The sequence below is a fragment of the Streptomyces sp. NPDC026377 genome (assembly GCF_055567715.1).
This window is the reverse complement of the sequence record NZ_JBVHPV010000023.1, coordinates 26,087-50,384: the sequence shown is the minus strand read 5'-3', so window position 1 is coordinate 50,384 and position 24,298 is coordinate 26,087. Positions and strand designations below refer to the sequence as shown.

Here is a 24,298-nt window from a genome sequence, read left to right as displayed (position 1 = left end):
GCAGGTGAGGCTCGTGACAATGACAAGTCCCGCATATTGGACACGAACTGGCACTGCGTCAGGCAGGAGGGAGGTGCCCCCTTGTGTGCGACAACGCGCCCACATGAACCGAATGGCTGACTCGATACCGATGCCCGTGCGGTACCCCGCTCGGGCCGCGCAGCAGGCAACGGGACGGAGGGCTACGCGGAGGTCCCCGCCTCCGGGGAGGCGTCCGTCTCCGCCCCCGTGTCCTCGCCCCCGGCCTGGCCCTGCGCCCGTCGCCCCACGACCACGGCTGCCGCCGCCGCGCTGGCCAGGAACGCCAGGGCGACCGTCCACAGGCGGTCCAGGACGTGGCCGGTGGCGTGGTCGAAGGAGTAGCTTCCGGCGCCGGCCTGACGGAGGCCACGGCCTCCAGGCCGAAGTGGCCGCTGCCGAAGTACCGATAGCGGACCAGGTCGACCGCACGCCGGTGCTCACGCACGGCGTCCGCGTCGTAGCGGGTGAAGTCGCCGGCTCTGGCACGGCGGTACGGGGTGGCGCCCAAGACGATCCGCCGCGTCCTGGACGCCGCCAGCGCCCGCGAACTGCCTGAGCTGCTCGACGTCCCCACTGCGGGCCCTGGCGAGCTGCAGCCCGCGTCGGTGTCGAAGCCGGATGTAGTGCTCGACCTGCCCGGTCTGCTCGCCAACCACCAGAGCACCACCCGAGACGAGGCCGTCCGCCAGGCACGCGCCTCCGGCCGGACCATCCGCCGCGGCCAAACCAGCAAGATCACGATCTACGGTGTACGAGCAGGCGAACCGATCTTTGCGGCCCTCGTCCACCAGTGGGAGAGCGCCGGCCGACTCGTTCCGACGAGCTCGGACCGGTGATCCCCCCCACATTCCCGTCGGCGCCGGGCTGGTCGCCGGACGGCCACCGCAACAAGTCTGCAGTCGATTACGGCCGCGGGCCGGAGAAGACCTGGGTCTACGGCGCGCTGCGAATACGGGACGGACACGAGACCGCCATGACCGCCTCCTCCCGCAATAGTGCCTTCTACCAGCAGTTTCTTCCGAAAGTCGAGGCAGCCAACCCTCTCGGTGACATCTACGTGGTAACCGACAGCCTGTCCACCCGGACCTGGCTGGAGGGCCACCCCAGGATCCGGCACGTCTTCATTCCCGTCGGCGCCTGCTGGCTCAACCTCCAGGAAGGCTGGTGGCGCATCTTCGGCAAGGCCGCCCTCGCCGGCCAGTCCTTCGCCGGGCCACCCGAGATCGACCAAGTCACCGGCCTCGCAACAGCCCAGCTCAACACCCGAGCCCGGCCCTGGGTATGGGGGCGGCCCGCACCATCAACTCGCCTCTTACGCCGACAATGTGTGTACCTCCTTTGAGGAATCCAGCACTAGGGATCATGACCGACCGTCGACCGCTCTCGCTGCCCGCCTTCTCCGAGCCCACTTCCAGCGCTCCCGTACCCGCCCAGGCGGGTGGGCGCCGGCTGATGCCGGTCGAGCAGGCCGCCGACTTCCGCCAGCCGCCCGGCGAGCCCGCACCCGCCCCGGCCCGACGCCCGCTCGCCCCCGCCGGCCTCACCTTCTCAGACCCGGACAGCCATATCTGAGCGCTACCACTGCGGGTTGCGCCACGTCCAGGACCAGCACCTAGCCCCACCGCCCCGGTGTGCCATCTGGACAGTGGTCGTAGTCGGCCGGGCTCCCGCCTCGGATACCGTGTTCCTCTACGGGGTGCCACAACGGATGTGACGCCCCCCCACCGGAGGTAGTCAGCGTATGAGTTCAAAGCGCAGCAAGAATCCAGCCCTGCCCGTACTTGACGACGCATTCCGGCTCGAGTCGGTCAAGGACGCCGAAGAGTCCACCCGTGACTTGGCCGCGCGGCTGGCCACCACCGAGCTGCGCCGCGTTTCCCACCCCGGCCGGGTCACCTGGGAGCCCATCGATCAGGCCGAGCCCGTACCGGTCCCGCCGACTGTGGTCGACGGTGACGGGGACCTGTGGCTGCGGGACCGGGGCACTGGCACCTGGACCATGCCCGAGTTCAACCCGAAGGAGTTCCCGGCCCGCTGTGGCGAGGTTCTGACGTGGAACGAGCTTGCCCGCGAGTTCGGCCCGCTTACCGCACTGGCCGACGACCGCCGCATCGGCGGCGGCCGACGCTGACCGCGCAGCTTCTGGGATGATCGCGCCCCTGAAGCGCCCGGGCGGTAGCTCGGAGCTCCGGCTACCCCCCGAGCTCTCCTTGGAGCCGCGCCCCCACGCGCCGACCAGTGACGCAGCGTGACCGGTCCACAGAACCTGGCGCTGTCACTAATTTGGGGGTCTCGGGTTCTTGATCATGGTGAGAACAGGATGCGGCTTCGTAGGAGATCGACGTTGGCGCGGCCGTACATCTGTCTCTTCAGTAGCTTGATCCGGGTGACGCTGCCCTCGACCGCTCCGGATGTGTAGGTCGTGGTGAGTGCGGCCTGGATGGCCGCGCGGTCGCGTCGCATGCCGTTGGCCGGGATGCGGAGTTCGCGTTGTCCGTCGAGGCGGACGTCGGCCATCCAAACGCTGGATTTCCCTGGTGAGCGCGGCAGCGTTGGTGCAGCCATCCATCCAGCGATGGTGCAGGCAGAGGCGTAGTCGTCGATCAGGGCGGGTCAGTGGATGGCTGCGAGGAGTAGTTCATCGACTTCTGCTGCGCGTGCGAAGCGGTTGACCGTGCCGCCGCTGAGCTGGAGGTCGCGTGCGATGGCTCGAAGGCTGTCGCCGCGTTCGATGCGCTCGTGGATCTGCTGGTGGCGTTCGCGGGTGCGGGCGACCAGAAGCCGTGGCCGTCCGTGGATGTCCAGCTCTTCGCGGTCGCGGCCCTCAGGGACCGGGCCGCCTTCGGGCTGGTCATCGTGGGAGGCCGCGCCGGGACCGGTCCTGGTAGGCGGCCGTGCCGCGCAGATCACCGACACCATAGACGCGGTGCGCGGCGCGCTGCCCTGGGTGGCAGTAGCGATGTGTGTGTTCCTGCTGGCCGCGCTCACTGCGTTCACCCACAGGGCAATGGCCCCCCTGAAAGCGCTCGCGGTGGCCGTCATCAGCTTGACTACCGTTACCGGATTGATCGTGTGGACCTTCCAGTACGGACACGGGGCGAACGTGCTGGCGGGTTCACGGTCACCGGCACCCTCGACGCAAGTCTGCTGCTGTTCACCCTGGCCGTCGCGTTCGGTCTGTCCATCGACTACGAGGGCTTCCTCCTCGGCAGGATCAGGAAGGAGTTCGACCGCGGCCTGGACAACCAGGCAGCCATCATCAAGGGCATCTCCCGCACCGGACGGCTGATGACCTCCGCCGCAGCTGCCCTCGCCCTCTCCACCGCTGCCATCACGACTTCCCACGTCACCATCCTCAAACTCATGGGCGTGGGCATCGCCTCGGCAGTGATCCTCGACGCAGTCCTGGTCCGCGGAATCCTCGTCCCCTCAGTCATGGCACTTCTCGGCCCTGCCAACTGGTGGAGGCCGGCACACATCGGCCGACGACGTAGTGGCGGCCCGCGCGCCGCACAAAGTGAACCCGCGAAGGGCTGACCGCCCGGCTGCCAGGTCACCACCCGCACCCCACCGCCTGTGTCACGGTGAACGGTGACAGCAACCGGCTGATGCGCGGGTGGCTCCAAGCCCAAGCCCCCGCATGCGGGCGCGGGGGGTTGCGAGTACGTGGGCCCGGACGTCGCCGTCCAGGCCGGTGCGGTAGCGCATCGCGGGGTCATCGGCCGGATTCCGCAGAGCGCGCCGCAGGTCGAGGTACAGGTCATCAGTGACGAGATCGTCCGCGCCCTCGTGGCGGGCGCGGATCGAACGGATCACCACGGCCACGAGACCGGGCCCGTTCAGATGTGTGGTCTGCATGACACCCACGATCCCGGCTTTGCGATGCTCACGGCAGGGGTTACCCGTTGCGCCTTCATCCCCATGGACCTGAATCCGCGGAACAGGCACTGACGTGGAGAGCCCCGGCCGGGCGCTCGGGGGAAGCGCCGACCGGGGCCGGGGAGCCGTGCCGCCGGGGAGTGGTGAGCGGCACGGGGTCAGGAGCGGGAGCGCTGACGCGCATTGTGGGATCGCGGCCCGCCCGGGGGCATGAGTTCACTCTGCGCCCCCCGGCCGGGCGTGTCCCCGTTCCGGGGGAATGGCCCTCACCCATAGACCGGAACGGCTGAACCCCACTCCCTGGCCGGGACGGGTCACGCGCCCACGCGGCGTGACCGCACCAGGGAGCGGGAGTTAAGGGCGGGCCTGATCGATGACGCGTATGCCGGACAGGTCGCAGCGGCCGTAGGGGCGGTAGATCCGGTCGTGGGCGATTAGGTGGCCGCGGCTGTCGACGTACAGGCTGAAGTCCTGGCAGCTCTTCCGCCGGGCCCGCTGCAGCCCCAACCGCACGACCGTCATCGCTGCAGCCATCCTCACCCTGGAACGTCAACACTGGTGAATCTCATTGCCGTTCCAGGGGGAAGACGGATGGGCAATGGCCGTCGTCCAGTTGGGAACCGTCTCACGACCAGACAAGTCGCTCTTCGGCAACGGAACAGACCGGATGGTCCCCCGCGCCGATCCTCGTCAGCATCTCCGCCACGGAGTCGAAGTAGTGAGCCATCGACTCGTACTCGCCGGTGACCGTGGGCCCACCCACGAACCATCTGCCGATACGTCCGTCCCTCACGTCGATGAACTTTCCCATCCAGCCGTCCTGGTCCGACAGGAACGGGATCCACTCGTTACGCCAGAACGGGTAGTCCGGCTGGTCCGGAGGGTCGAATCCGCAGGACGTGGAGCGGTTCGCGTAGAGCCTCTCCATCGCCCGGATGCCCAGAAAGAAGCTTCCCTCGTCGGGGAACCCGTCGAAACCGCAACATTGCACTTCGTCGTCGAAATCTTCCTCCGGCAGATCCAGACTGTTCTGCAACAGCCACGTCCGCAGGTCCCCATGCAGGGGGATCCCCATCCGTTCCTCGGCTGCCACGAGCATCTGCTCCGTAGCGGGCCCGGGCAGATCCGCGTGATCGGCCGGCGCGTGCTCCCGAAGCAGACTCATCACACGCGACCAACTCTCAGCCACACTCATCGCCCTCTGTCCTCTCCACAGGGATGCCTCCGTCCGACTACGCCACTGCGGAGGTCGGGAAGTACGGCCGGAGAACCTTGCAGGGATGATACTTCGAGCATGCGTTCTATCTTCCCCGCGATCGTCTTCCGCCCCGAAGTGCGGAGCCAGCCCCTCAGCGAAGTGACCGCCCGCGACTTTTCACAGAAAACCCACCGTGCCGACGGGCCCAGCCGAGGAGCTTCCAGGACTCAAGCGAGGACCATGAGGTCACCTTGGAGTGGCGAAGCTGAAAACGCTCAGTCACATCTGATCGTTTTCGGCGAGCTACACCTTGGCGATGGCCTTCTGGGTTCGTTCCTGGCTCGACGGCATGAGGTGCGCGTACACCCGCATCGTCAGCGCCGGTTCGGAGCGCGAGCGTTGACTCAGCTCGCAGTACATCAGGAGCCGGCGTGGGGTCTTCGTTCGTGTCCCAGGTCTGGATCGGATGGCCGGGGTCCACGTACGGCCCGTAGATGGTCAGGACGTCCCGAAGTGATGCGCCCGTCGGTGAACTACCACTACTGGCTGGCACTGTGATCGCGGAAACACGACACGATCCAACCGCACATCGATCTCCGGGGACAGCACATCTTCCAGCGGACAGACCCCCATGACGGACAATCCCCTGCCGAAACGTTCCCGCAGTCCTTCGCTGACCTGCGAATCACGGAACTCCGGTCAGAGCCAATTTCAGAGATCATTATCAGGCGGCACCGTACACACGTGACTCTCCTTCACACTCCCTGCGCGGGCCTGATCGCGTCCACGACTGCATTCGCGGCCACTCTCATCACCCGTGGCACCGTCCAGCGCGGCGTTGCTCTCCTCGCGGGTGACCTGCCGGGCGAGGACGCCGCGGTCGGTGTACGGGCCGACGGCAGCGAAAGCCAAGCGCCGGAGTCCAGCCGACTCCAGCGCCTCCAACTTCGACGTCAGAGGACAGCGGCGCAGAGCTCGCAGACGACCACGAACGAGGTCGTCACCATCGGCACCGCCATGACCGGCGGCATCACCGCGTGTGGTCCACCCGCGAGATCCCCCCGTCATCGTCATACCCGCGGGGCAAACGAGCTGACCCTGAGGGGGGTGGCTCCGAAGCGGCCGCGGGGGTGGCAGTAGAGCGGGAGTGCGCCCTCGTATAGTCGCGGTATCGGCTCATACGGGGGAGGCAGGATGAGCGGTCAGGGTCCGTCCGGGGGCGGGGACATCGAGGACACCTGGCGGCAGCCGTGGTGGATCGTGGTCGGTGCGGCCGTCACGTTCGCCATGGCCTGGGCCGTGGTGGACTTCTGGATCGATCCCGCGACCGTGGGGATCACCGACGACTGTGTACGGGGACGGCACGGCGGCTGCATGACGGACACCTTCCACTGGACGTCGGCCGTCGCGTTCTTCTTGCTGGGGGTGCCGACCATGGTGGTGGTGATCATGGGCCTGGTCACCGACCGCTGGCCACCGGCAGTGGGCCTGGCCCTGGGCGCCGTCGGCGGGGGCATCCTGACCCTTTCCCACGGAGAGTCAACGCCGCATGTGAGCTGCGCGGTGGCGATGTTCGTTCTGGCGGCCACAGCCCTCGCCCTGACCGCGGGCCGCAAGCTCCGTTCGGCGTACCGCAGATCGCGGGAGGACTGGCTCCGCCAGTGAGCTTCTTCGATGAGCTTCTTCGATGTGGCCACCGATCGGGTGACGGCCCGTGAAGCGAAACGAGCGAGGGCTCGGCTGTTGATCGAGATGTCTGACGTCTCAATTACATTGCTCGGGGGCCTCGTTGGTCGTCCATCCTGCCGCACTCGACCTGTCGCACGCACTCGGGGAGTGGGTCACCATGCTGATCGTCACCCGTGAGGGCGACCGGCGCTGCAAGCCCCGTCCGTCCCAGCGCGCGATGGTGGCACTGGTGTAAACCTGCGCGAGCACACCACCCTGGCGAAGGTCGCTGCCGGGTTCGGGATCAGCGAGTCCACCGCCCGGAGGCAGCGGACAGGCCGTCCGCCGCCGAAGAGATTTCCGACGGCCGGCGGCCCGTTGAAGAGGGCTGGGAAAAGGTGTTCTCGACGCGGGTCCCTGTCACTCGCAGGGATAGCTGGTGATGCGGACGGTGTACGCCGAGGAGACCCAGCGGTTGGTACCCACCTTGCGGAAACCATTGGTGGTGGACGCCGACGCGAGGATCGTGGAGCCGTTGGCGTAGGACCCGACGACCGAGTAGCCGGTGCCGGGACCGCTGCGGATCAGCAGACCGCCGCTGGCATTGACCCTGTAGTAGCACAGGGTCGCGGGCACACCGGCCGGCGCGAACTCCACAGCCGCGCGCGTCGTGCGGGCGGGTGCGGCGGCCTGGGCCGTGAGACCGCCGCCGAGGAGCGCGGCGGCGGACAGGGCCGCCACGGCCGCCGTGCGGGCGGCGGAGCGACGCGGTGACATGGTGCGGTGTGCTGCTGTGACGGTCATGGAATCGATTCCCCTTGCGTCGTCGGTTCTGGGCGCGGAACACGTACGTAGGAGCAGGCCCGGGCCTGGCCGAGCGGTGTCACCGCTCAAAAACACCGGAGCCGCGCACGACGTTAACGCCATCGGGGCGAACCTTCTCAAAGCTGGTTGCTCCTGCTCAGCTGCTCAGGATCGACCGGTTTCGGCGAGAAAGGACAGATGTCGGGTGCCCGCGAATACAGGCACCCGACAGCACCAGATCGTCCCTCCCTCCGTACAGCGCTACGGCTCAGTCACCGGAGAGGCGTTTGATCTTTTCGAAGGGGTAGGCCGCCACGGCCACAACGGCCAGACCGTAGACCGCGAAAGCCATCAGCCCCCAAGTGGGGACCGGCCTCCCGCCGCCGCTCAGCAGAACGCTGCCGATGGGCACCAGAGGTGCCAGGCTGAGCAGCGCTGCGCCCGTGCACCAGAACGCGAGCAGTCGGTTCGCTTGCCTTTCGAGTGCGGGATCCCTCTTCACTGCCGCAGGAACGTCGTATCCGACGGCCCTGTTGCAGGCCTGGCCGCGGTAGCCGACGCGGGCGGCCAGAAGGCTTGCCACCGCCAGTACGGCAAAGCAGCTGAAGATGAGCGCGTAGGCCATGACGGTCTCTGTGTCTTCTCGTAGTGGGCGGTGCTAGCGGATGTACTTGATGATGAAGACGATGACCATATTGACAGCCTTGTTCTTCACCCAGTTCGGCAGGACCTTCCAGGCCCAGCCGCCTATCTCGCCGCCGAGGCATCCGAGGATGGCGTTGCGTACGTAGGTCTTCTTGCCTGAGGCCTCGCCAGCTGCGATGTCGCTGGGAACGGATGTGCGGATACTGGCCACGGCGCCCTTCGCGCACCACGCCGCCGCACCGATAGCGGCAGCAGCGACAGGAAAGGCCCTGGTTTGCGGGATGCCCGTGCCTGCTGGCCGCTCGCTCATCGCCTTGGTTATTTCGGCAAGAGCTTCCGAGCCCATGCCGTCCTCGATGAACTGCCGCTGTTCCGGGGTGAGAGGAGGTGTTGCTTCGCTTGCCGCGGCTCGGCGGGGCTCAGGGGGGCCTGCGGCACCAGCAGCGTGGGCCGAGGTAGCCAAGAGCGCCCCACTGGTCATACCCGCAAGACAGGCCACCAGTAAACGGCTCTTAGTTGCAGAAAACATATTTATCCCTGGTCGGAACTTCTGTGACAGGGACAACGGCCGCTGGTGCGGTGAGGCGAAGTGCGGCCAGCTGACCCGCCCCTTCCGCGCAGCCTCTGACGAGAAGTCAGCAACGGCGTCGGCTCGAGCCCCTGATTTGTGATCAAGACCCTAGGCAGGTCGGCGTTCGTGAAGTACCGCCGAAGGTCCTGATCTGTCAGGACCTTCGGCCCCAGAGGAACCGGCGAGTCGGCATTCGTGACCTGTCTGGACGAAGACGGTTTAGGCGGTGATCATCGACTTTTCTGGCATAAGGCGCAAAGTGCTCTCGGTGTCCGTCATCAAGTGCCGTCACCGTGACGCTTTCCCGGAACGGCAACTCTTGCCCCAGGCGTCACGCATCCGCCTTGACCTGGCCTTCCGAGGTACTCAAACACGCACTAACTGGCCCTAACAAAGGCGTTGGACGTGGCGGTAGGTGATGAGGCAGAGGACGAGGCCGAGGAAGGCTTCGCGGATGTCGTCGCGTCGTTCCCAGCGGAACCGCAGCGGCGGAAGCCGTGCGGCCAGGAGATGGTCCGTTCGACGACCCAGCGGAAGGTGCCCAGGCCGGTACCGTGCGACTTTCCCCTTCTGGCGATGATGGGCCCGATCCCGCGCTGCCGCAGGAGCCCGCGGTATGTGTCGTGGTCGTAGCCGCGGTCGGCGAAGAGCATGTCGGGCCGGTGCCGTGGACCGGCTCGCCTTCGACGGTTCCGGAACTATGCGGCAGGGTCAGGCCGTTGCGGACGGCGTCGGGGTCCGTGCCGGAGGTTGCGGGCGAATGACGCCAGCGTGGCCAGGGTGTCGTGCTCGGCGTCAGTGATCCAGTCCTCGAGACGGTCGCCGTGGCGGCCGGTCATCATCGCGGCGAATCTGCGGACGTGGCCGGTGAGCCGGTCCAGTTCCTCATCGCGCTCGCGCAGACGGTGCAACCAGGCCGTGTTCTCGTCCCGCAGGTGCTCGCGGTGCGTCATAATCCAGGAGGTGACCTCACGGACCGACGGAGGCTTGGGGGCCGACAGCAGGCGCGTGGCCGGGCCCGGTCCGATCGCTGGACAGCCAACACAACGCCTGGCTAAACGAGTTCCTGGATTCCGGCTCTGACATGCGCTGTGTCCCTGCCCACCGGGATACCGATGGCGGCCGCCACGCGGGCTCCCACCCGGCCCGCCAGGGCCAGGCCGACCTGCCTCAACATCCCCCGCAGTGGCGGGGTGTAGCGACTGTGCGGTGTGGTCAGTCCCCCGATCTGCTCAACGAACGTCACCGCCGGACACCTGGCGTTCTCGCAGCGAAAACGACACACACATAACTCAATCACGACACCGAGACCGCCCGCGGCGACGTCACGCAGCATATGTACCGGCCGTGCACCCGCGCCGAGCCCTCACCGCACTGGCAGACCGCAGCCCTCGCCCGCACCCGAGCCCTGAACACCACTCGGTCCGGCTGCCTCTCCACCTCCTCGTCCATGAACCGCTCGGCGGCGAGGGCCTGGACTAGGCGTCGTTCCACTGGTGCCACATGCCTCCGGGGGCGAGGAAGCGGCTGGCGTGTTCGCTACCAGCCTGACTGTCGACGCGGAGGGGCGCACTGATGGACAGCCTTCATCCTGCAGCCGGCCATCACGGGGCGCCGTGATCCAGCGCCCGCCGTCTCGCCCAGCGCGGCCGCAGCAGCCAGACCGGCCGCCGTCGCCTCCAGCTCCCGCGCGACCCACTGCTGGCCGCCGGTCAGAGCTGAGCACCCCGGCCAAGCAGCGGTGGGGCGGGCGGCGTTAACAAGCTGCTTCTGAACCAGGCCTGCGAGACCATACTGAACATTGAGCACCGGGGGCTCATTCCGTATCCTCGGCCGTGCCCACGTACGCGTAGAACCGCGCAGACAGGACCGTGCGCTCGGTCACCCGGGCGGCTTTGACCTGCTCGACAGTGAGGTTCTTCGCAGCCGTTAGCGTCGCATCCACCAGGTTGGCCTTGGCCAGTACTGTTCCCCACAGGGTGGCCCCCGCCAGCGTCGCACCCCACAGGTTGGCCCTCTCCAGGGTCGCACCCGCCAGGTAGGCCCCCTTCAGCACGGCCCCGCACAGGTCCGCCCCTGTCAGCGTCGCACCAGCCAGGTAGGCCCCTGTCAGGTTCGCAGCCCGCACGTAGGCGTCGGTGAGTGTCGCACCCATCAGATTCGCCCTCTTCAGGTCCGCGTCCCATAGATTGGTCTTCAACAGCGTCGCATGGCTCAGTCTGGCGCTGGTCAGCGTGGCACCCACGAGGCTGGCCTCCGTCAGCGCCGCACCCTCGAGATTGGCGCCCGCAAGCGTCGCGTTACGCAACCGGGCCTGGGTGAGAATGGCGTTCCGGAGATCGGCTCCAGCCAGCGTCGCGTTGCGCATGCAGGCCTGGGTGAGGTCAGCGTGTCTCAGGTCGGCTCCAGCCAGATGCAGCCCTGCCAGGTCGAGGTGTTCGCGGGGATCGACGTGGGTGCGGGACTCGGGCCGGGTCAGGGCCGTGAGTGCCGCTTGGACGTCTGCGTCCGGTCGGCTGGGCAGCGGTTCCTCCGCCGGGCGCCCGTCACCCTCAGGCCCGTTCGGATGGCCCGGCGCAGACAGGGCCTTGGGGGCGCGTTCGTGGATGAAGTGTCCCAGTACCCGGGCAGCGTCCGTGGCCGCCTGCTCGGGTGCGTCTCGCACGATCTGCTCCAGGGCGAGAATCCCGCCGATGCGGACATAGATCTCCGGCGAGCCGAGGCGTTCGAGTGCTTTGGTGAAACGGTCGGTGATCTGACCGCGGCGGGTGAGGCGGTAGGTGCGAGCGGTGTAGAGCAGCGCGATGCCTGCGCCAAGCGCGGCTACCAGTGCAACCAGCGACGTCCGTAAGCCGGTGACCAGGGCGGCGGAGCCCTTGCGCAGTTCGGCGTCGTCGAGGTACTTGCCGTCGAACAGGTGAGGACCCCGCCAGAGCAGCACGGGCAGGCCCACCACCAGCGCGAACACCCCCAGCACAAGCCCAGCGGCCTGACGCCGGCGCCGCCAGGCCGCCGCCCGCCGCACCCTCACCCGCCGCTGCTCCAGAGCCGTCAACGCTACGAACTCGGCCCGCTGTCGCGTTAGGTGTCGCACCGGATGCCACACCCAGACGGCATAAGAATGAAAATTCATCCCCCGACCACGCCCAGCGCGCCGGGACTCCTCTCCGTGACATCGTTCTTCACTACCAACGCGATGCTCGCCTCCCGCCACGCCGGACTCTCCCTTCACGACCCCGGCTGCCTGCGGGCCGTCGCGGCATACGCGCTGGTGATCCCGGTCTGCGCGCAGATCGACCTGGCGTTCGGCGCTGTCCTGCGACACGCCACGGCCTCGATCGTCGCTGTCGTGGGAATGCTTTTCATCCTGCCCATGCTATGCGGGGGGCGAGAGGTACCGGCTCTTGAAGGAAATAGGCAACCACCTACCGCTGGCCGCACAGGCCCGGCTGGCACTGAACCCCGAGGGCCACGCCAGCCTGGGCAGATATCCGGCCACGATCACGGGCTCCTGGATCACACTCGGCGCCTGCACTCGTCTCGGTGACCGTCGCCGTGCTCGCCGTACGGCGCCGGGATGCCTGAGAACGGCTCAGCAGGTAGCCTCCCGCCACGTCTTTGCCGAGCTAACCCGCCCAGACCGGACGTCGTTGTTTAGCCGTTGCCGGGCCCCGGACGGGAACGTTCTCCTGCGTGGCCTGCACGCTCAACCGCTCCCCCTCTACACCGGCCCTCACGGATCCGATTCGCCGCAAAACGCCACTTCAGCGCGGGCGGGAGGAGCAGAACAAACCGGCCCTGCCAGTTGCGTCGCCCAGCATTCCTCCGCCTCCCCGAAGGATGCCGCGGGAGTTCCAGCGCATTTGTGCGGCAGCCCGTACGGCTACGGAAGGTGCGTCAGTCCCTGATCAGGTTGAACTGTTCGCCGCAGCCGCGAGGCGCGCACACCTGGACCCTGATCCGATCGACGCCGCCGGGCAGATCGGGGTCGCCGATGTAGAAGTTGTAGGGGACCACAGGGCCACTGGAGGTCCTGGACTCACTGTCGACCTTGGTGGAACCGGCGAAGGCGTCGAAGTAGACGGTTGCGGTGCCGTTGTATGCCTCCACCCAACCTTGAAGCTTCGAGGTCCGGTTGCCCCAGACGACCCCGCCCTGCGTAGCACCGTCGCAGTAGTCAGCACATACGTAGTACGTGTCATTGGGCCAGGAGGCCGCGCGAATGTCTGCTGAGGCCGGCCCGGCCGTCAGCATTCCCATCGCCAGGGCTGCGACCGCACTCAAGCTGCAGATCGTGCTCAGTTTCCTCATCGCAGACATCATTTCCTCCCCTAAATCCGACCGGCGCTTGCTCATCAGGCATTTCGGCCCCCTTCACCAGGGGTATACCCCCAGCCTGGACCCGCTCCCCACCTCCGAACGGTGAGCTCGCAGCAATGGTCAGCGAGCCGACTCGGCCAACGGCTCTCTTACCACTATGGACATACGGCAGTGCCGCGCCAACGGTCATGACGTCGCAACAACGCGCACGTTGATCGCATTTATGCGCATACAGGTCGCAATCGGCATGGAAACATGACGCCCGACGCAAGGTCCGTCCCGCCCCCTCCGCCGTCGACACCCAGCTTCACCCAGTTCCCCTTCGCCGGAGGGCGCACAGCACAGCGGGCGGCGGCGTCCCGTGCCAAGAAGCTCGCCCCGGGCGTTCGCCCGCCGACGCCTACTGTCGGATTCACCCTGTGTACGTCGGAAGTGTTTACGTGGTCGGCGTCATCGCCGTACCCGACCACCCGGACGACCGCGCCAGGCTGGAACCCGAGCCTGGAAGCCAGATTGGTCTCCACCGTCGTCATACGACCGCTCTCCTCATGCTCCGCACACTTGCGCGCCGATCGCCTCATGCATCCAACCAAGCGCGGCGGTAGCCATCGCTGGTCCGGACCCCGGGAGGAGAGCCAGGCGCGGAGCGCCGGCCTCGACGCCCCCGGCAGGCCGGCGTGACGTGTGCCGCTGTGCGCGGGGACGCTGGGGACGCTGGGGACGAGCCTGTGACCGTGCGGGAACCGTTTCGCTACCCGACGGACCTACGCTCCCACTTGACTGGTCTATAGATCAGTTGAGTCGTTTCCTGAGCGCAGCACGTCCATCGCTCGACTGGCGAAGCGGACGGGCGCGCATCGGGGGAAGTGCACGTCGGGGAGAAGTTATGCGAAAGAATCGTTCCGTCCGGGCCGCTGGCTGCATTGCCGCCGCTGTCGGGGTGCTGGCTGTGGGCTCCGCTCTCACTCCCGCCCAGGCCGCGCCGGCACGAGCCCAGGCCAAGGTGTATCTGACCACCTCGGTGACCCAGTGGTCCCACTACCAGCCCAACCTGCACAGCCACGCGGGCACGCTGTACGCGGGCCGCAACTACTTCTACTGCTGGACCGCGGGAGACTGGTACTCCAACAACGGACACATCTCCGGTGCGTGGCTGCGAACTGACGACGACAGCGGCCACCGCAACGTCTACGTCAACATGGTCAACCTCAGCGACACCGACTTCTGGCGGGCGCAGAACATGCTCCCCCAGTGCTGAATTCCTGAGCAGAGGGCGCGCTACAAAGCATCTGGCACATAAGCCCTCATCACACGAAGGCCACCGTGGTGGCAGGGTGCGGTCGGAGATACTGGGCCGGCCGCACCCGCATTGTGCGCGTGGCGGTCCAGCGCGGTCCACCCCCGTCGTCAGCCACGGCGTGAAGGCTGTCTACAGCCTTTTCGTGGCTGCCCGCGGGCCGCAACGGGGCATACAGGCACGTACCGTTCGCCTGCCACCTGTTCGTCTTCTCCGCGACCATCCGCTCCGATGCCCGTATCCGTGTGCCCGAGCGGGAACTCCTCGGCTGAGACTGGTGGAATCCGGCCGAGGCATCGGGAGCCGGACTCTGGCGCGGCAGCCTGACCGCTGACATCGACTGCGGGGGTAATGCGTGTTTCTGGATCAGGTGGCCACATTGCTGGGCGTGGGAGTCGGCGCTGCTGGTTCGTACGCCACCACGATGCTCACGGAAAGGGCTCGTTGGCGCCGGACGCAAACCGAGCGCTGGCATGAGAAGAAGTTCGAGGTGTATGCGCGGTACGGCAATGCGCTGAAGGAACAGATCTGGGTCACCCAGCGCATCGGTGCCACCCTGGGGTCGCTGGGGTATACGCACATCGTCGATCCACTGGAGCCCGCTGAAGGCCTGCGCCTTCTCGCCGAAGCCGAAGCGCGCCGGGCCACACTGTGGGAATCGGTACTGCTGGTCGGTGACGCGACGACCGTTGCCGCAGCGCGGTCGTGGCACGAGGCAATCTGGGCGCTGGGGCGGCATGTGGAAGAGCGGCGGCACGATCCGGGGGGCTGGACCCACGATTCGCGGCAGGTCAGCCAGAAACGCGACATCTTCTATGCCTCTGCCCGACGTGACCTGGGGGTAGGCGGACCCCCGCCTCCGTCCGGGAACTGGCCTCGTGAATGGCAGCAGGGTGGGGCGGCCAACTGAGCACACGAATGCCGAACCTCGGCCGGGCCGGCGCCAATGCACCGCCGCATCGCACCTCGGCCGGGCGTGCCTTCCGCCAGGGAGCGGGTCACAGGGACGCCGCCGCCAAGGCGTCGCGAGAGTCCGGCGGCCGGGGGGGGTGATAGCCACCGGTGCTGCGGGCGACCTGATCGCCGCCGTCGAGCCGCAGTGAACCCTGTCCATGGAATACCCTCCGGACATCTCACACAGCATCTCCCGTTGACACGCCGCATGCCTCTTGCCCCATGCCGCCCTGTGGGCGTACTCGTCGACGATGCTGAACCGATGGGAGGCCGGGCCCCCGGCCGCGGTGCGTGCCGGGCTGATGCGGGCTGTGCGCCCCGTGGTCGTCCTCGCGCACCAAGTGCACTCCGTCGGCATCGCCCCGGTTGGCGTAGTGGTCCGTAGTGGCGCGGGCTCTGTAGGCCGCCGCAGTGAAGGCATCCTGGAGGCGGCGCGGCCGCTCGACCGTGAGATCGAGGGCTTCCACGTCCGTGCGGGACTCCCGGAGGGCCCGCAGCGCCTTCATATCAATCGCCTCCCGGTCTCCGACCTCCGGCTCCTGGTCGTCGTGCTCGACCCCCGTGACCGGGGCGCGAGCAGCTCCTCGGGCATCGCCGCCCGCTGGTGGGCGACGACGTCGTACGCCCGATCCTGCACAGTGGCGGTGCGTAGCTCCTCCCGCACCATCACGCCAGCAAGGACAGCAGACTCGTACTGCGACGGGATGCGGGGGATCTCCCACTCCCGCACGTTCTGGCCCGGGTACCGGGGCGCGGCCGACTTGCCGGGATCGGCCGGGGGCTGCCGGTCCGGATCGGGCGCAGGGATGGGTGGGGGGCGGCGGTCGGGGAGGTCGGACAGGGCCCACCAGGCGGTGTAGAGGCGGTAGCCGGACTCCAGACCACGCACGGTCGTCGGCTCGCTGATGTCCAGGCAGTGGGCGCAGATGGCGGCGGCCACGATCTTCTCGTCCAGGCATGGGTCCGCGGCGGCGGCCGCACAGACCCAACGGCAACCTGCGCATCGCGGGCAAGGTGATTCCGGGCCAGACCAACCTGGGCTACAAGTAGCCAAACCCCTCGGCTGCTGAGTTCGACTCAGGCACCCCGAGCGGCACCCTACACACGTGACTCTTCGTCACACTCCCTGCGCGGGCCCTGATCGCGTCCACGACTGCATTCGCGGCCACTCTCATGATTGCCTGGAAAACCGGGGGCCCCAGTGTGCGCCCGTAAGCACTGGGGCCCCTCTTGGAGCGATGACGTCGAGGTCGATCTCACCATGGCGCGGCGCTGGCTACAGCCATCTTCCTGAACCCGAGCCGGCAACAGCCGGCGGTCTCTGACCCTGGCACCGCCACCAGGATTCGACCCACATCACGCGTTCAAGTTCAGTAGAGAGCGTCTGAACGGCCTGCCAGCGAGCACGTCGCCCGGTAGCGGAGTGGTGCGCACTTTCGGCGGCTGGGGTGTGCAGGCTGCGTGGCCGGGCTGGGCAGTGCTAGCCAGCTGTTGGCGCCGCCCTGGCGAGCGAGGGGTTTCAGGCGGTGGTGCGGTTGCTTTGGCGTGCGGCAAGCGCGGCCTCGGCGCTGGAGTAGGTGGGCAGGAGGGTATCCATCCCGGTGACGCTGAGCAGGCGGCTCAGCCGGTCGGGGATGGCCGCCAGGGTCAGCGAGCCGTCGGCGTCCTTGGCGCAGCGCCAGATGCCGACGAGGGCGCCCAGCCCTGAGGAGTCGCAGAAGGTGACGCCTGAGAGGTCAGCGACCAGGTCAGGGTGGCCGTTCGCGATGAGTTCCAGGGCGCGGGCCCGTACGGCGGGTGCGGCGGCGATGTCGAACTCGCCGGACAGGGCGATCACGGCCAGGGCGCCGTCGGTGTGCGGGACGTCGATGTGGAATGCGTCGGTCATGGGCGTGGGTTCTCCTGCCCGACGGAGACGTCGGCGGTCGGGGCGGCGGCGCTGTGGGCGGTGGTGGTGATACCGGCGGGAGCGGCATCGGGGGTGGGGACGGACAGGGCCAGCAGGGCCACGTCGTCGCGTTCGGTGTCGGGGAGGGTGTCCAGGAGCGCGACGGTGTCGTCGATCAGGGCGCCGGCACTGACCGGCGCCGGCCGCCGGGCCAGGAAGTCGGTAAGGCCCGTGTCGGCGAGCATGTGGCCATCGGCGGTGCGGGCCTCGGTCAGCCCGTCGGTGTAGAGCAGCAGGCCCTGGCCGGGTGCCAGGTGCAGGGTGCGTGAGGCGAAGGCGGCTTCGGCGAACGCGCCGACCAGCATGCCGCCCTTGGCGCGGACCGCCTCCACCCGTACACCGCCTTCCTCGGTGGGGCTCAGGTGGTAGGCGGGCGGATGGCCTCCGGTGGCCAGCGTGACCGTGAAACCGCCATCCCGGGCGGGATCGAGCAGGCCGAAGACGGCGGTGCAAAAGCGTGTCCCCACCGCCGCGTCCAGGAGCAGCGCAGTGTTCAGGGCTTTGAGCGCGGCCGTGGGGTCCGCGTCGACGAGGGCTGCGGCCCGCAGCGTGTAGCGGGTCAGTGAGGTGATCGAGGCGGCTTCGGCGCCCTTGCCGCACACATCGCCCAGGAAGAACGCCCACCGGCCCCCGCCCACGGGGAAGACGTCGTAGAAGTCACCGCCCACTTCCTGCGGGGAGGCGGTCTTGTAATGGCAGGCCAGTTCCAGGCCCGGTACAGCGGGAAGTGCCGGGGGCACCAGGGTGCGCTGCAGGGTGGAGGCGAACGCGGCGATGGCCGCTTTGTCCCGCTCCGCGCGCCGACGGGCCTCTTCCTCCGCCTGGCGCTTCTCCTGCTCGACCTTGCGGCGCTCCTGCTCGGCGCGCACCACGCGCAACGCCGACAGCCGCAGCTCCAGCTGGTCACGCACTACCGCAGCCAGGTCCCCGAGGGTGGAGGCATCGGCCTCGCTGATCTCGCGGGGGCGGGTGTCGAGAATGTTGACCGTGCCCAGCCGGTACCCGTCGGCGGTGATGATCGGAGCGGCGGCGTAGAACCGTATTCCCATCGGCCCGGCGACCAGCGGGTTGGAGCAGGCGACCGGGTCCAGCAGAGTGTCGGGGATGACAGTGGTGTCATCTGTCAGGACCGCCGAGGCGCACAGGCCCGGATCCCGGCCGATCTCGCTGACACCCTCCAGTCCGTGCGTGGCCTTGAACCAGATCCGGTCCTCGTCCACGATCGTCACCGTCGCCACCGGCACTTCGAACAACCGTGCCGCCAGCGCCGCGACTCTGTCGTAGGCGCCGTCCGGCGGGGTATCGAGAATGTCGTAACGGCGCACCGCCGCCAACCGTGCCGCCTCGGCCGACGTGGCCACAGGCCCGCTCGGTGCTATCGCAGGCGGACTCGCTTGCTCCGGCATAACCCTCGTCTCGCTCATCCCCCCAGGAAGGCGCCGACCAGACAGTCAGCACCCCAGCACTGTACCGAAATGCCTCAGCGCACCCGACCCGACAACGAGCTTCACAGAAACAGCCACAACTCGGCGCAGTGATCACGGAAAGTCGAAACGTGACGGCCTTCGTGGTCCGGCGTTCGTCGACCGCAGCCTGCTGGGCGGCGCAAGCGCGGACCCGGCCGCCGACGCTGCACCGCCCCGGCCAGGTCGACCAGGTCTGCCGACGCGAGGACCTGGCAGACCTGGTCGCCGCCGACACCCCGCTCGGACCCGAGCAGGCCACCGCCCGCTCCGGGTGCGACGCGCCGACTTCGACCACATGGCGCGGCTCGGATGGGTCCGCTCCCCGCAGTCGATCCAGATCCGCTTCGGCTCCGGCCGGGCCGGAGCCGTCGACATCGCGCTCTCCACCACGGCACCGTCGACGCGGTGCCCGCCGAACACCCCGAGGTCGACTGGGAGCAGCTGCCCACGGTGGAGAAGGGCCGGCGCTCACCGCTCGCCTGCCTGCGCCCGTACCGGCCCAAGCCTCCGATTTCCTTGCGCCCGCCCACGCCCCGTGCCGTCCAGAAGGGCGTCCCCCGGGGCGCGGGCGTTCCTCTTGCGTGCCGCTCCCTCGTGCCCCGGCAGGCGGCTCCCGTAGGTGTTGGGCAAGCCCGGTCCCGTCGCCGTGGAAGCACCGGCCGCCTCCTGGCGTGCTGCGGGCGCCGACGGTGCCGGCGGTGTGGCGAAAGAGTCGCGTGAGGGCGGCGGTGTGCGCCTCGTGGGTCGGCAGCTCCTGCCGTCTGCCGAGCGTGACCTCCAGCGCGATACCGGGGCCGCTGAAGTGGGCCTGCATGCCCCCCGGTGATCGCAGCGCCCGGGTGACTTCGAGGACGACGCCCGCGAATGAGCCGCGCGGATCGAGAAGTGCCCCACCCGCCGCAACGAGGTCTTCGAGCGCATGCACGAGGTGCGGCAGCGTCTCACCGCGTAGGTCGCCCGGACGACCGCCGCAGGCCTGGTCCTGGGCAACGCCCCGCGCGCGGCCGACGGACGGGCCAGGTACCCGGCCGCTGACCTGGCTGCTTTCGGCCAGGAGGCGGCGCGTTCTCGCTCCGTGACAACCGACGGTCACTCCCTGTCCTCTTCGGGTTGCAGGCAAGCTCGGAGGAGGCGCGATGGAGTTCAGGCTGTTGGGGACGGTGGGGATCGACACGGAGTCGGGCGGGCTGGCGCTCGGGCCGCCCAAGCGGTGCAGTCTGCTGGCAGCCCTGCTGTTGCTGCCCAATCGGCCCGTTCCAGTCACCGCCCTGGGCAAGGCGCTGTGGGAAGCCGAGCCGCCGACCCGGGCGCGCTCGGTCGTCCAGGGCCATGTCTCCCGGCTACGCGCTCTCATCGCAAAGGCGGGCGGCGCCGCACACGACGTGGACCTCATCACCCACACCGGCGCCTATGAACTGCGCACCCCGCCCGCCAAGGTGGACAGCGCGCGCTTCAAGGAACTGGTGCACCGGGCCGGGGCCCTGCCGGACGCCGCCGAGGCGGTGCGGCTGCTGCACCAGGCGCTGGCGCTGTGGCAGGGCCCCGCCCTCACTGGGACCACCGCCGGCCCCCTGCTGCTGGACGCGGCCCGCGCCTTGGAGGAGGAGCGGGTCGGCGCGGTGGAGCAACTGGCGCAGGCGTACGCCCGTATGGGCAGGCACGAGCGGGCGGCGGCCGAGCTGAGCGCCGAAGCGGGCGCCTACCCGCTGCGCGAATCGCTGGCCGCCGCCCTGGTCCTGGCCCTGCACCGGGCGGGTCACCGGGCCCAGGCCGTGGAGCGCTACCACCACACGCGCAGACTGCTCGCCGAGGAGCTGGGAGTGTGCCCCGGCCCCCGGCTCGCCCAGGCATTCGAAGAGGTGCTGCGCGACGAGCCACCGACCCCGCCGCGCGAGCGACCTGCCCGGGCGACGCGCGCCGAGACCTCGGTGCAGGCGGCGCTCTTGCGGCCCCCGACCCCGGAGGCCTGCCCCGAAACCCCGGCCCCGGCGCGCCCCGATGTCCCGGCACCGGAACCAGCCCCGGCACCGTGCTCCGCGCCCCCGGCGGGCCCCGACGCCCCGGCCCCTGCGGCGTGTTCCCAGCCCCCGGCCCCGACCGAGGCGCCGTCCGTCGCAGCGACGACGCCCCTCCCCGGGGCTCGCACCGGCCGGGGCGCCCTGCCGCGCCCCCCGGGCGGCTTCACCGGCCGCGCCGGCCAACTCGCCCGGCTGGACGCGCTGGCCGCCGAGAACTCCTCCGTCTGCCTGGTCACCGGCCCCGCGGGCGTCGGCAAGACCGCGCTTGCCGTGCACTGGGCCCACCGGAACGCCGACCACTTCCCCGACGGCCTGCTCTTCGCCGAACTGGGCGGCTTCGGAGCACGTGGCCCGGCGGACGGCGACGTCGTGCTCCAGAAGTTCTTGCGACGCCTGGGCGTCGCCCCCGAGCACGTCCCGGACTCGGCGGAGGGCGCCGCCGCGCTCTACCGGGAGCTGACCGCGGACCGCCGCCTCCTGGTGGTACTCGACGACGCGGGCTCCTCCGCGCAGGTACGCCCGCTGCTGCCCGCCGGAGTCGGCTGCGTCACGCTGGTCACCTCGCGAGGCAGGCTGGGGGGCCTCGTCGTCTCCGAGGGCGCCCGGCCCGTACCGGTCGACATCCTGGACGACGGCGACTCCACGGCCCTGCTGGTCTCCGTACTCGGAGCCCGGCGCGTCGCCGCCGAGCCCGCCGCCGCCCGCCGTCTGGCCGAACTGTGCGGCGGACTGCCGCTGGCCCTGCGCGTGGTGGCCGCCCGCCTCGCCTACCAGCCGGACGCCTCCCTGGAACGGATGGCCGCGCAACTCCTGGACGGCAACCGAAGACTGGCCCTGCTGTCCCTCGACGACCAGGGGCCGCGCGCCGCGCTCGGCGCCTCCCTGCGGCACGTCGCTCCCGAGGACCGCCGGATGCTGTACGCACTCGCTTCGCACCCGGGCGGGCGCATCGACCTCCACGCGGCGACCGCCCTGGCCGGCACCACCCAGGAGGCCGCGCTGCGCGCGCTCGACGCATTGGCCGGCGCCCACCTCGTGGTGGAGGGGCGCGACGGCGACTGGTCCCTGCACGATCTGGTCCGCCTGTACGCCCGCGCCACCGGGGAGCGGTCAGACGGTGCCCCGGCCGGGCCGGACGCGGACGGCGCGCTGCGGCGGCTGGTGGACCTGCTGCTGCACACCTGCCTGGCCGCCACCGAGGCAGCCGAACCGGGCTCCCAGGCGTGCTGCTCCCTGCCGCCCGGAACCTGGGTGCCGTCCTCCCACGCGGAGTTCGCCTCCCGGTCCCAGGCCCTGGACTGGTACGCCGAGCAGCGTGAACTGCTCGCCCGGGTGGTCGAGGCGGCGCGTGCCGAGCACCTGCACGCCCAGGCCTGGCGGCTGGGAATCCTGCAGTGGCCGCTGATGGTCCTGCGCCCGCGCGACGAGTGGTGCCCACTGCTCACCGGCGCGCTCGACTCCGTACAGCGCGACCCGCACGCGGCCGGGGCGGACGGCGAATCACGCGTCCGCGCACTACTCGGCTGGCTCTTGATCGAGCAGGGCCGGCTGCCCGAGGCCCTGCGCCGGCTGGAGCCGGCCCCCACGATGGCCACCGACCCGGTCTCCGAGGCGACGGCCCGGATCAACCTCGGAATGGCTTACGGCCGGGCGGGCGAGCCCCGGCACGCCCGTACCCAGTGCCTGCGCGCACTGGCACTCGCGGTCCGCTGCGGCCATCTGCCGACCCAGCAACTGGCCTTGCAGCACCTCGCCAGGTTCGCCCTCGACGCCGGGCGCCCCGAGCAGGCGCTTGCCCACGCCCGGCAGGCGCTCGCGCTCACCCGAGAGGAGGAGGTCGTCGGGCGGGCGTGGCTGCGCCTGCAGAGCGGGCAGGCCCTGTGGGACCTCGGCCGCACCGCCGAGGCGCTGGCGGAGCTGGAGGAGTCGGCGGGGCAGGCGGAGGTGCACCGGCTCGACGATACGGCCGGGCAGGCCCTGGAACTGCTCTCGCGGATCACCGGCGCCCGGGAGTATGCCGAGCGCCGTGCGGCACTGGCGGCCCGGGCCGGGGAGGGGAAGCGGCGGGCGTGAGCGAAGCGTCAGCGGTACGTCGGTGAAACGTCGGCGGGCAGCGACAGGCTCGTCACGTCCCTGACAGACACAGCCGCACGCGGCACACACCGAACGGTGGACCTGGCTCATGCGCATGCGAACGACCGCTACCGGATCCCTGCTCCTGGCAGCCCTCCTGCTCGGCGGCGCCGCCGCCCAGTCGGCGCAGGCGGCCGACTACCGCTACTTCGGCGGGCACTACAAGACGTACGACTCCTGCCGCGCGGCGGGTTCGCTCAGTGTCGGCATGGGGCTGTTCAGCCGCTACGAGTGCGTGGACAACGGGCGCGACGAGTTCGACCTGTACTACGTGAACTGACCCCCCAGCCGGGCCGGTCACCCGGCGGGCCGGCGGCCGCCCGTCAGCGCGGCACGTCAGCCCGGCCGGCGCCCCGCCCGACTGCGGCGCCCCCCAATCCCTCTCCTCGGAAGGCATGTCGACCATGTTCGTACGCTCCCCCCGTTCCACCCGCCGTCCCACCCGCCTGCGGACCCTGGCCCTGGCCGTGACCGCTCTCGCCGGTGCCGGTGTGAGCCTGGCCCCGGCCGCGCAGGCCGCGACCGCCGCCCCCGCCACCTCCTCGGTGTCCTCTGCCGCCGGCGCGTCCGCCGACGTCAGCGCGTCCTCCGCCCGCAGCGTGGGCGTGGCCTTCAGCAACAGCACCAACCAGCAGCTGATCCGCACCTACTCCAGCCTTTCCCACGGCTGCTGGGACGACGACAACCTCCCGCCCGACTACGTGGCCAAGCACACCAGCCCCTCCTGGGGCAGCCACTCCTGTGGAATGCTCACCGGCACCGAGGGATACACCAACTACCGGATCGCGGGCACCGCGGACGAGGTGCGGATCCACTGGAACAACCCGTACTCCGGTCGCAACGGCTACTGGTGCGACGCACCGTCCGGCTACCAGTGCACGATCAGCGGTGGCAGCGGCAACAACGCCACCGTCCGCATCACACTCACTGGCGGCCCCGCGACGCTGAAGGCATCCGCCGTCGCCGCCGCCACCCCCGTGCGCAGCACCGCGGTCAACCTGCTGAACGACTCCGGCCGTGCGCTCGTGCGGACCGGGGCGAGCCTGTCGCACGGCGTCTGGAGCGACAACTCCCTGCCGGCCTCGCTCATCAACCCCAACGCCAGCGGCTACTGGAAGAGTGAGTCCTCCGGCTTCATGACCGGCACCGAGGGACGGGCCTCCTACATGATGTCGGAAGGCGGCATCGTCTCGATCAGCTGGAACAACCCGTTCTCCGGCGGCAACAGCTACACCTGCAACGTACCCACCGGGTTCGCGTGCGACCAGTCGGGCGGCGGCGGCAAGAACGCGCAGGTCTCCTTCCGCATCCGCACGGCCTGACCGGCCGGCCGCCACAGAGCGGCCCTTCGACGCCCTCCCTCTCCTAAGGAACAC

The 24,298-nt window shown here is 69.4% G+C and carries 26 protein-coding genes and 5 pseudogenes; 15 read left to right on the top strand and 16 right to left on the bottom strand.

Features of this window, described 5'->3' with window-relative positions:
• Positions 1–379: 379 nt before the first annotated feature.
• A pseudogene (locus tag ACZ4MU_RS32220) lies at positions 380–502 on the bottom strand (transporter); the annotation flags it as partial.
• On the opposite strand from ACZ4MU_RS32220, the gene ACZ4MU_RS32215 reads away from it, so the two are divergent.
• The 4 genes from ACZ4MU_RS32215 to ACZ4MU_RS32200 all read left to right on the top strand — a co-directional run bounded on the left by ACZ4MU_RS32215 (position 486) and on the right by ACZ4MU_RS32200 (position 2,152).
• Entirely contained in the window at positions 486–857 is a 372-nt protein-coding gene (locus ACZ4MU_RS32215; protein ID WP_467883096.1) for a hypothetical protein, read from the top strand. The pseudogene ACZ4MU_RS32220 and the gene ACZ4MU_RS32215 sit on opposite strands and share 17 nt — an antisense overlap.
• Positions 854–1,363, top strand: a complete 510-nt coding sequence (locus tag ACZ4MU_RS32210) for a transposase (RefSeq protein ID WP_467883075.1) — start codon at positions 854–856, stop codon at positions 1,361–1,363. Before ACZ4MU_RS32215 ends, ACZ4MU_RS32210 begins: the two co-directional genes overlap by 4 nt.
• A 20-nt stretch (positions 1,364–1,383) precedes the next feature.
• Positions 1,384–1,593 (top strand): hypothetical protein, encoded by a 210-nt coding sequence (locus tag ACZ4MU_RS32205; protein ID WP_467883074.1) that lies wholly within the window; start codon positions 1,384–1,386, stop codon positions 1,591–1,593.
• A gap of 169 nt (positions 1,594–1,762) precedes the next feature.
• Positions 1,763–2,152, top strand: coding sequence for a hypothetical protein (locus ACZ4MU_RS32200; protein ID WP_467883073.1), 390 nt, complete (start codon positions 1,763–1,765; stop codon positions 2,150–2,152).
• A 173-nt stretch (positions 2,153–2,325) separates the two neighbouring features.
• Here ACZ4MU_RS32200 and ACZ4MU_RS32195 read toward each other — a convergent pair whose 3' ends face one another.
• Positions 2,326–2,586, bottom strand: a complete 261-nt coding sequence (locus tag ACZ4MU_RS32195) for a transposase (RefSeq protein ID WP_467883072.1) — start codon at positions 2,584–2,586, stop codon at positions 2,326–2,328.
• Positions 2,587–2,634: 48 nt separating this feature from the next.
• Positions 2,635–3,018 (bottom strand): hypothetical protein, encoded by a 384-nt coding sequence (locus ACZ4MU_RS32190; RefSeq protein WP_467883071.1) that lies wholly within the window; start codon positions 3,016–3,018, stop codon positions 2,635–2,637.
• A 75-nt stretch (positions 3,019–3,093) separates the two neighbouring features.
• On the opposite strand from ACZ4MU_RS32190, the gene ACZ4MU_RS32185 reads away from it, so the two are divergent.
• From ACZ4MU_RS32185 to ACZ4MU_RS32175, 3 genes and pseudogenes are all read left to right on the top strand, one after another.
• Positions 3,094–3,558, top strand: a complete 465-nt coding sequence (locus ACZ4MU_RS32185; RefSeq protein WP_467883070.1) for an MMPL family transporter — start codon at positions 3,094–3,096, stop codon at positions 3,556–3,558.
• 129 nt (positions 3,559–3,687) lie between these two features.
• The gene (locus ACZ4MU_RS32180) at positions 3,688–3,972 is read left to right on the top strand and encodes a hypothetical protein (RefSeq protein WP_467883069.1); all 285 of its coding nucleotides are present in this window, start codon (positions 3,688–3,690) and stop codon (positions 3,970–3,972) included.
• Positions 3,973–4,360: 388 nt separating this feature from the next.
• Positions 4,361–4,462, top strand: a pseudogene (locus tag ACZ4MU_RS32175) (IS5/IS1182 family transposase); the annotation flags it as partial.
• A 63-nt stretch (positions 4,463–4,525) separates the two neighbouring features.
• Here the strand turns inward: ACZ4MU_RS32175 and ACZ4MU_RS32170 are convergent.
• Together ACZ4MU_RS32170 and ACZ4MU_RS32165 are read right to left on the bottom strand one after the other, a co-directional pair.
• On the bottom strand, positions 4,526–5,065 hold the full coding sequence (locus tag ACZ4MU_RS32170) for an SMI1/KNR4 family protein (RefSeq protein WP_467883094.1): 540 nt from the start codon (positions 5,063–5,065) through the stop codon (positions 4,526–4,528).
• A 336-nt stretch (positions 5,066–5,401) separates the two neighbouring features.
• Positions 5,402–5,488, bottom strand: a pseudogene (locus ACZ4MU_RS32165) (tyrosine-type recombinase/integrase); the annotation flags it as partial.
• A gap of 804 nt (positions 5,489–6,292) precedes the next feature.
• Between ACZ4MU_RS32165 and ACZ4MU_RS32160 the strand changes: the two are divergent.
• Together ACZ4MU_RS32160 and ACZ4MU_RS32155 are read left to right on the top strand one after the other, a co-directional pair.
• Positions 6,293–6,763 carry a hypothetical protein gene (locus ACZ4MU_RS32160; protein ID WP_467883068.1) on the top strand — a complete coding sequence of 157 codons (471 nt, stop codon included), beginning with the start codon at positions 6,293–6,295 and terminating at the stop codon, positions 6,761–6,763.
• Positions 6,764–6,887: 124 nt separating this feature from the next.
• Positions 6,888–7,087, top strand: a pseudogene (locus ACZ4MU_RS32155) (transposase family protein); the annotation flags it as partial.
• A 99-nt stretch (positions 7,088–7,186) separates the two neighbouring features.
• Here the strand turns inward: ACZ4MU_RS32155 and ACZ4MU_RS32150 are convergent.
• From ACZ4MU_RS32150 to ACZ4MU_RS32115, 8 genes and pseudogenes are all read right to left on the bottom strand, one after another.
• Positions 7,187–7,570 (bottom strand): SH3 domain-containing protein, encoded by a 384-nt coding sequence (locus ACZ4MU_RS32150; RefSeq protein ID WP_467883095.1) that lies wholly within the window; start codon positions 7,568–7,570, stop codon positions 7,187–7,189.
• A gap of 268 nt (positions 7,571–7,838) precedes the next feature.
• Complete coding sequence (locus ACZ4MU_RS32145; RefSeq protein ID WP_467883067.1) at positions 7,839–8,195, bottom strand: hypothetical protein; 357 nt, start codon at positions 8,193–8,195, stop codon at positions 7,839–7,841.
• Between the two features lie 33 nt (positions 8,196–8,228).
• Positions 8,229–8,744, bottom strand: coding sequence for a hypothetical protein (locus ACZ4MU_RS32140; RefSeq protein ID WP_467883066.1), 516 nt, complete (start codon positions 8,742–8,744; stop codon positions 8,229–8,231).
• A gap of 429 nt (positions 8,745–9,173) precedes the next feature.
• A pseudogene (locus ACZ4MU_RS32135) lies at positions 9,174–9,475 on the bottom strand (transposase); the annotation flags it as partial.
• 9 nt (positions 9,476–9,484) lie between these two features.
• The gene (locus ACZ4MU_RS32130; protein WP_467883065.1) at positions 9,485–9,739 is read right to left on the bottom strand and encodes a hypothetical protein; all 255 of its coding nucleotides are present in this window, start codon (positions 9,737–9,739) and stop codon (positions 9,485–9,487) included.
• 863 nt (positions 9,740–10,602) lie between these two features.
• Positions 10,603–11,754: a pentapeptide repeat-containing protein gene (locus ACZ4MU_RS32125; RefSeq protein WP_467883064.1), complete on the bottom strand. Its 1,152-nt coding sequence runs from the start codon at positions 11,752–11,754 to the stop codon at positions 10,603–10,605.
• Between the two features lie 260 nt (positions 11,755–12,014).
• Positions 12,015–12,152: a hypothetical protein gene (locus tag ACZ4MU_RS32120; RefSeq protein ID WP_467883063.1), complete on the bottom strand. Its 138-nt coding sequence runs from the start codon at positions 12,150–12,152 to the stop codon at positions 12,015–12,017.
• Positions 12,153–12,683: 531 nt separating this feature from the next.
• Positions 12,684–12,896: a hypothetical protein gene (locus tag ACZ4MU_RS32115; RefSeq protein WP_467883062.1), complete on the bottom strand. Its 213-nt coding sequence runs from the start codon at positions 12,894–12,896 to the stop codon at positions 12,684–12,686.
• A gap of 112 nt (positions 12,897–13,008) precedes the next feature.
• On the opposite strand from ACZ4MU_RS32115, the gene ACZ4MU_RS32110 reads away from it, so the two are divergent.
• The 3 genes from ACZ4MU_RS32110 (at position 13,009) to ACZ4MU_RS32100 (ending at position 15,313) form a co-directional block, all read left to right on the top strand.
• Positions 13,009–13,212: a hypothetical protein gene (locus ACZ4MU_RS32110; protein ID WP_467883061.1), complete on the top strand. Its 204-nt coding sequence runs from the start codon at positions 13,009–13,011 to the stop codon at positions 13,210–13,212.
• A gap of 843 nt (positions 13,213–14,055) precedes the next feature.
• Positions 14,056–14,364 (top strand): hypothetical protein, encoded by a 309-nt coding sequence (locus ACZ4MU_RS32105; RefSeq protein WP_467883060.1) that lies wholly within the window; start codon positions 14,056–14,058, stop codon positions 14,362–14,364.
• Positions 14,365–14,758: 394 nt separating this feature from the next.
• Positions 14,759–15,313 (top strand): hypothetical protein, encoded by a 555-nt coding sequence (locus tag ACZ4MU_RS32100; protein WP_467883059.1) that lies wholly within the window; start codon positions 14,759–14,761, stop codon positions 15,311–15,313.
• A 546-nt stretch (positions 15,314–15,859) separates the two neighbouring features.
• Here ACZ4MU_RS32100 and ACZ4MU_RS32095 read toward each other — a convergent pair.
• The 3 genes from ACZ4MU_RS32095 to ACZ4MU_RS32085 form a co-directional block, all read right to left on the bottom strand.
• Positions 15,860–16,297, bottom strand: coding sequence for a hypothetical protein (locus ACZ4MU_RS32095; protein WP_467883058.1), 438 nt, complete (start codon positions 16,295–16,297; stop codon positions 15,860–15,862).
• Positions 16,298–16,876: 579 nt separating this feature from the next.
• On the bottom strand, positions 16,877–17,245 hold the full coding sequence (locus ACZ4MU_RS32090) for an STAS domain-containing protein (RefSeq protein ID WP_467883057.1): 369 nt from the start codon (positions 17,243–17,245) through the stop codon (positions 16,877–16,879).
• Complete coding sequence (locus ACZ4MU_RS32085; protein ID WP_467883056.1) at positions 17,242–18,666, bottom strand: PP2C family protein-serine/threonine phosphatase; 1,425 nt, start codon at positions 18,664–18,666, stop codon at positions 17,242–17,244. The genes ACZ4MU_RS32090 and ACZ4MU_RS32085 overlap by 4 nt, the downstream gene beginning before the upstream one ends.
• Positions 18,667–19,907: 1,241 nt before the next feature.
• On the opposite strand from ACZ4MU_RS32085, the gene ACZ4MU_RS32080 reads away from it, so the two are divergent.
• The 3 genes from ACZ4MU_RS32080 to ACZ4MU_RS32070 all read left to right on the top strand — a co-directional run bounded on the left by ACZ4MU_RS32080 (position 19,908) and on the right by ACZ4MU_RS32070 (position 24,244).
• Positions 19,908–22,862 carry an AfsR/SARP family transcriptional regulator gene (locus ACZ4MU_RS32080; RefSeq protein ID WP_467883055.1) on the top strand — a complete coding sequence of 985 codons (2,955 nt, stop codon included), beginning with the start codon at positions 19,908–19,910 and terminating at the stop codon, positions 22,860–22,862.
• A 115-nt stretch (positions 22,863–22,977) separates the two neighbouring features.
• Positions 22,978–23,202: a hypothetical protein gene (locus ACZ4MU_RS32075; protein WP_358991193.1), complete on the top strand. Its 225-nt coding sequence runs from the start codon at positions 22,978–22,980 to the stop codon at positions 23,200–23,202.
• A 124-nt stretch (positions 23,203–23,326) separates the two neighbouring features.
• On the top strand, positions 23,327–24,244 hold the full coding sequence (locus ACZ4MU_RS32070) for a Crystal protein ET79 (RefSeq protein WP_467883054.1): 918 nt from the start codon (positions 23,327–23,329) through the stop codon (positions 24,242–24,244).
• Positions 24,245–24,298: the final 54 nt, after the last annotated feature.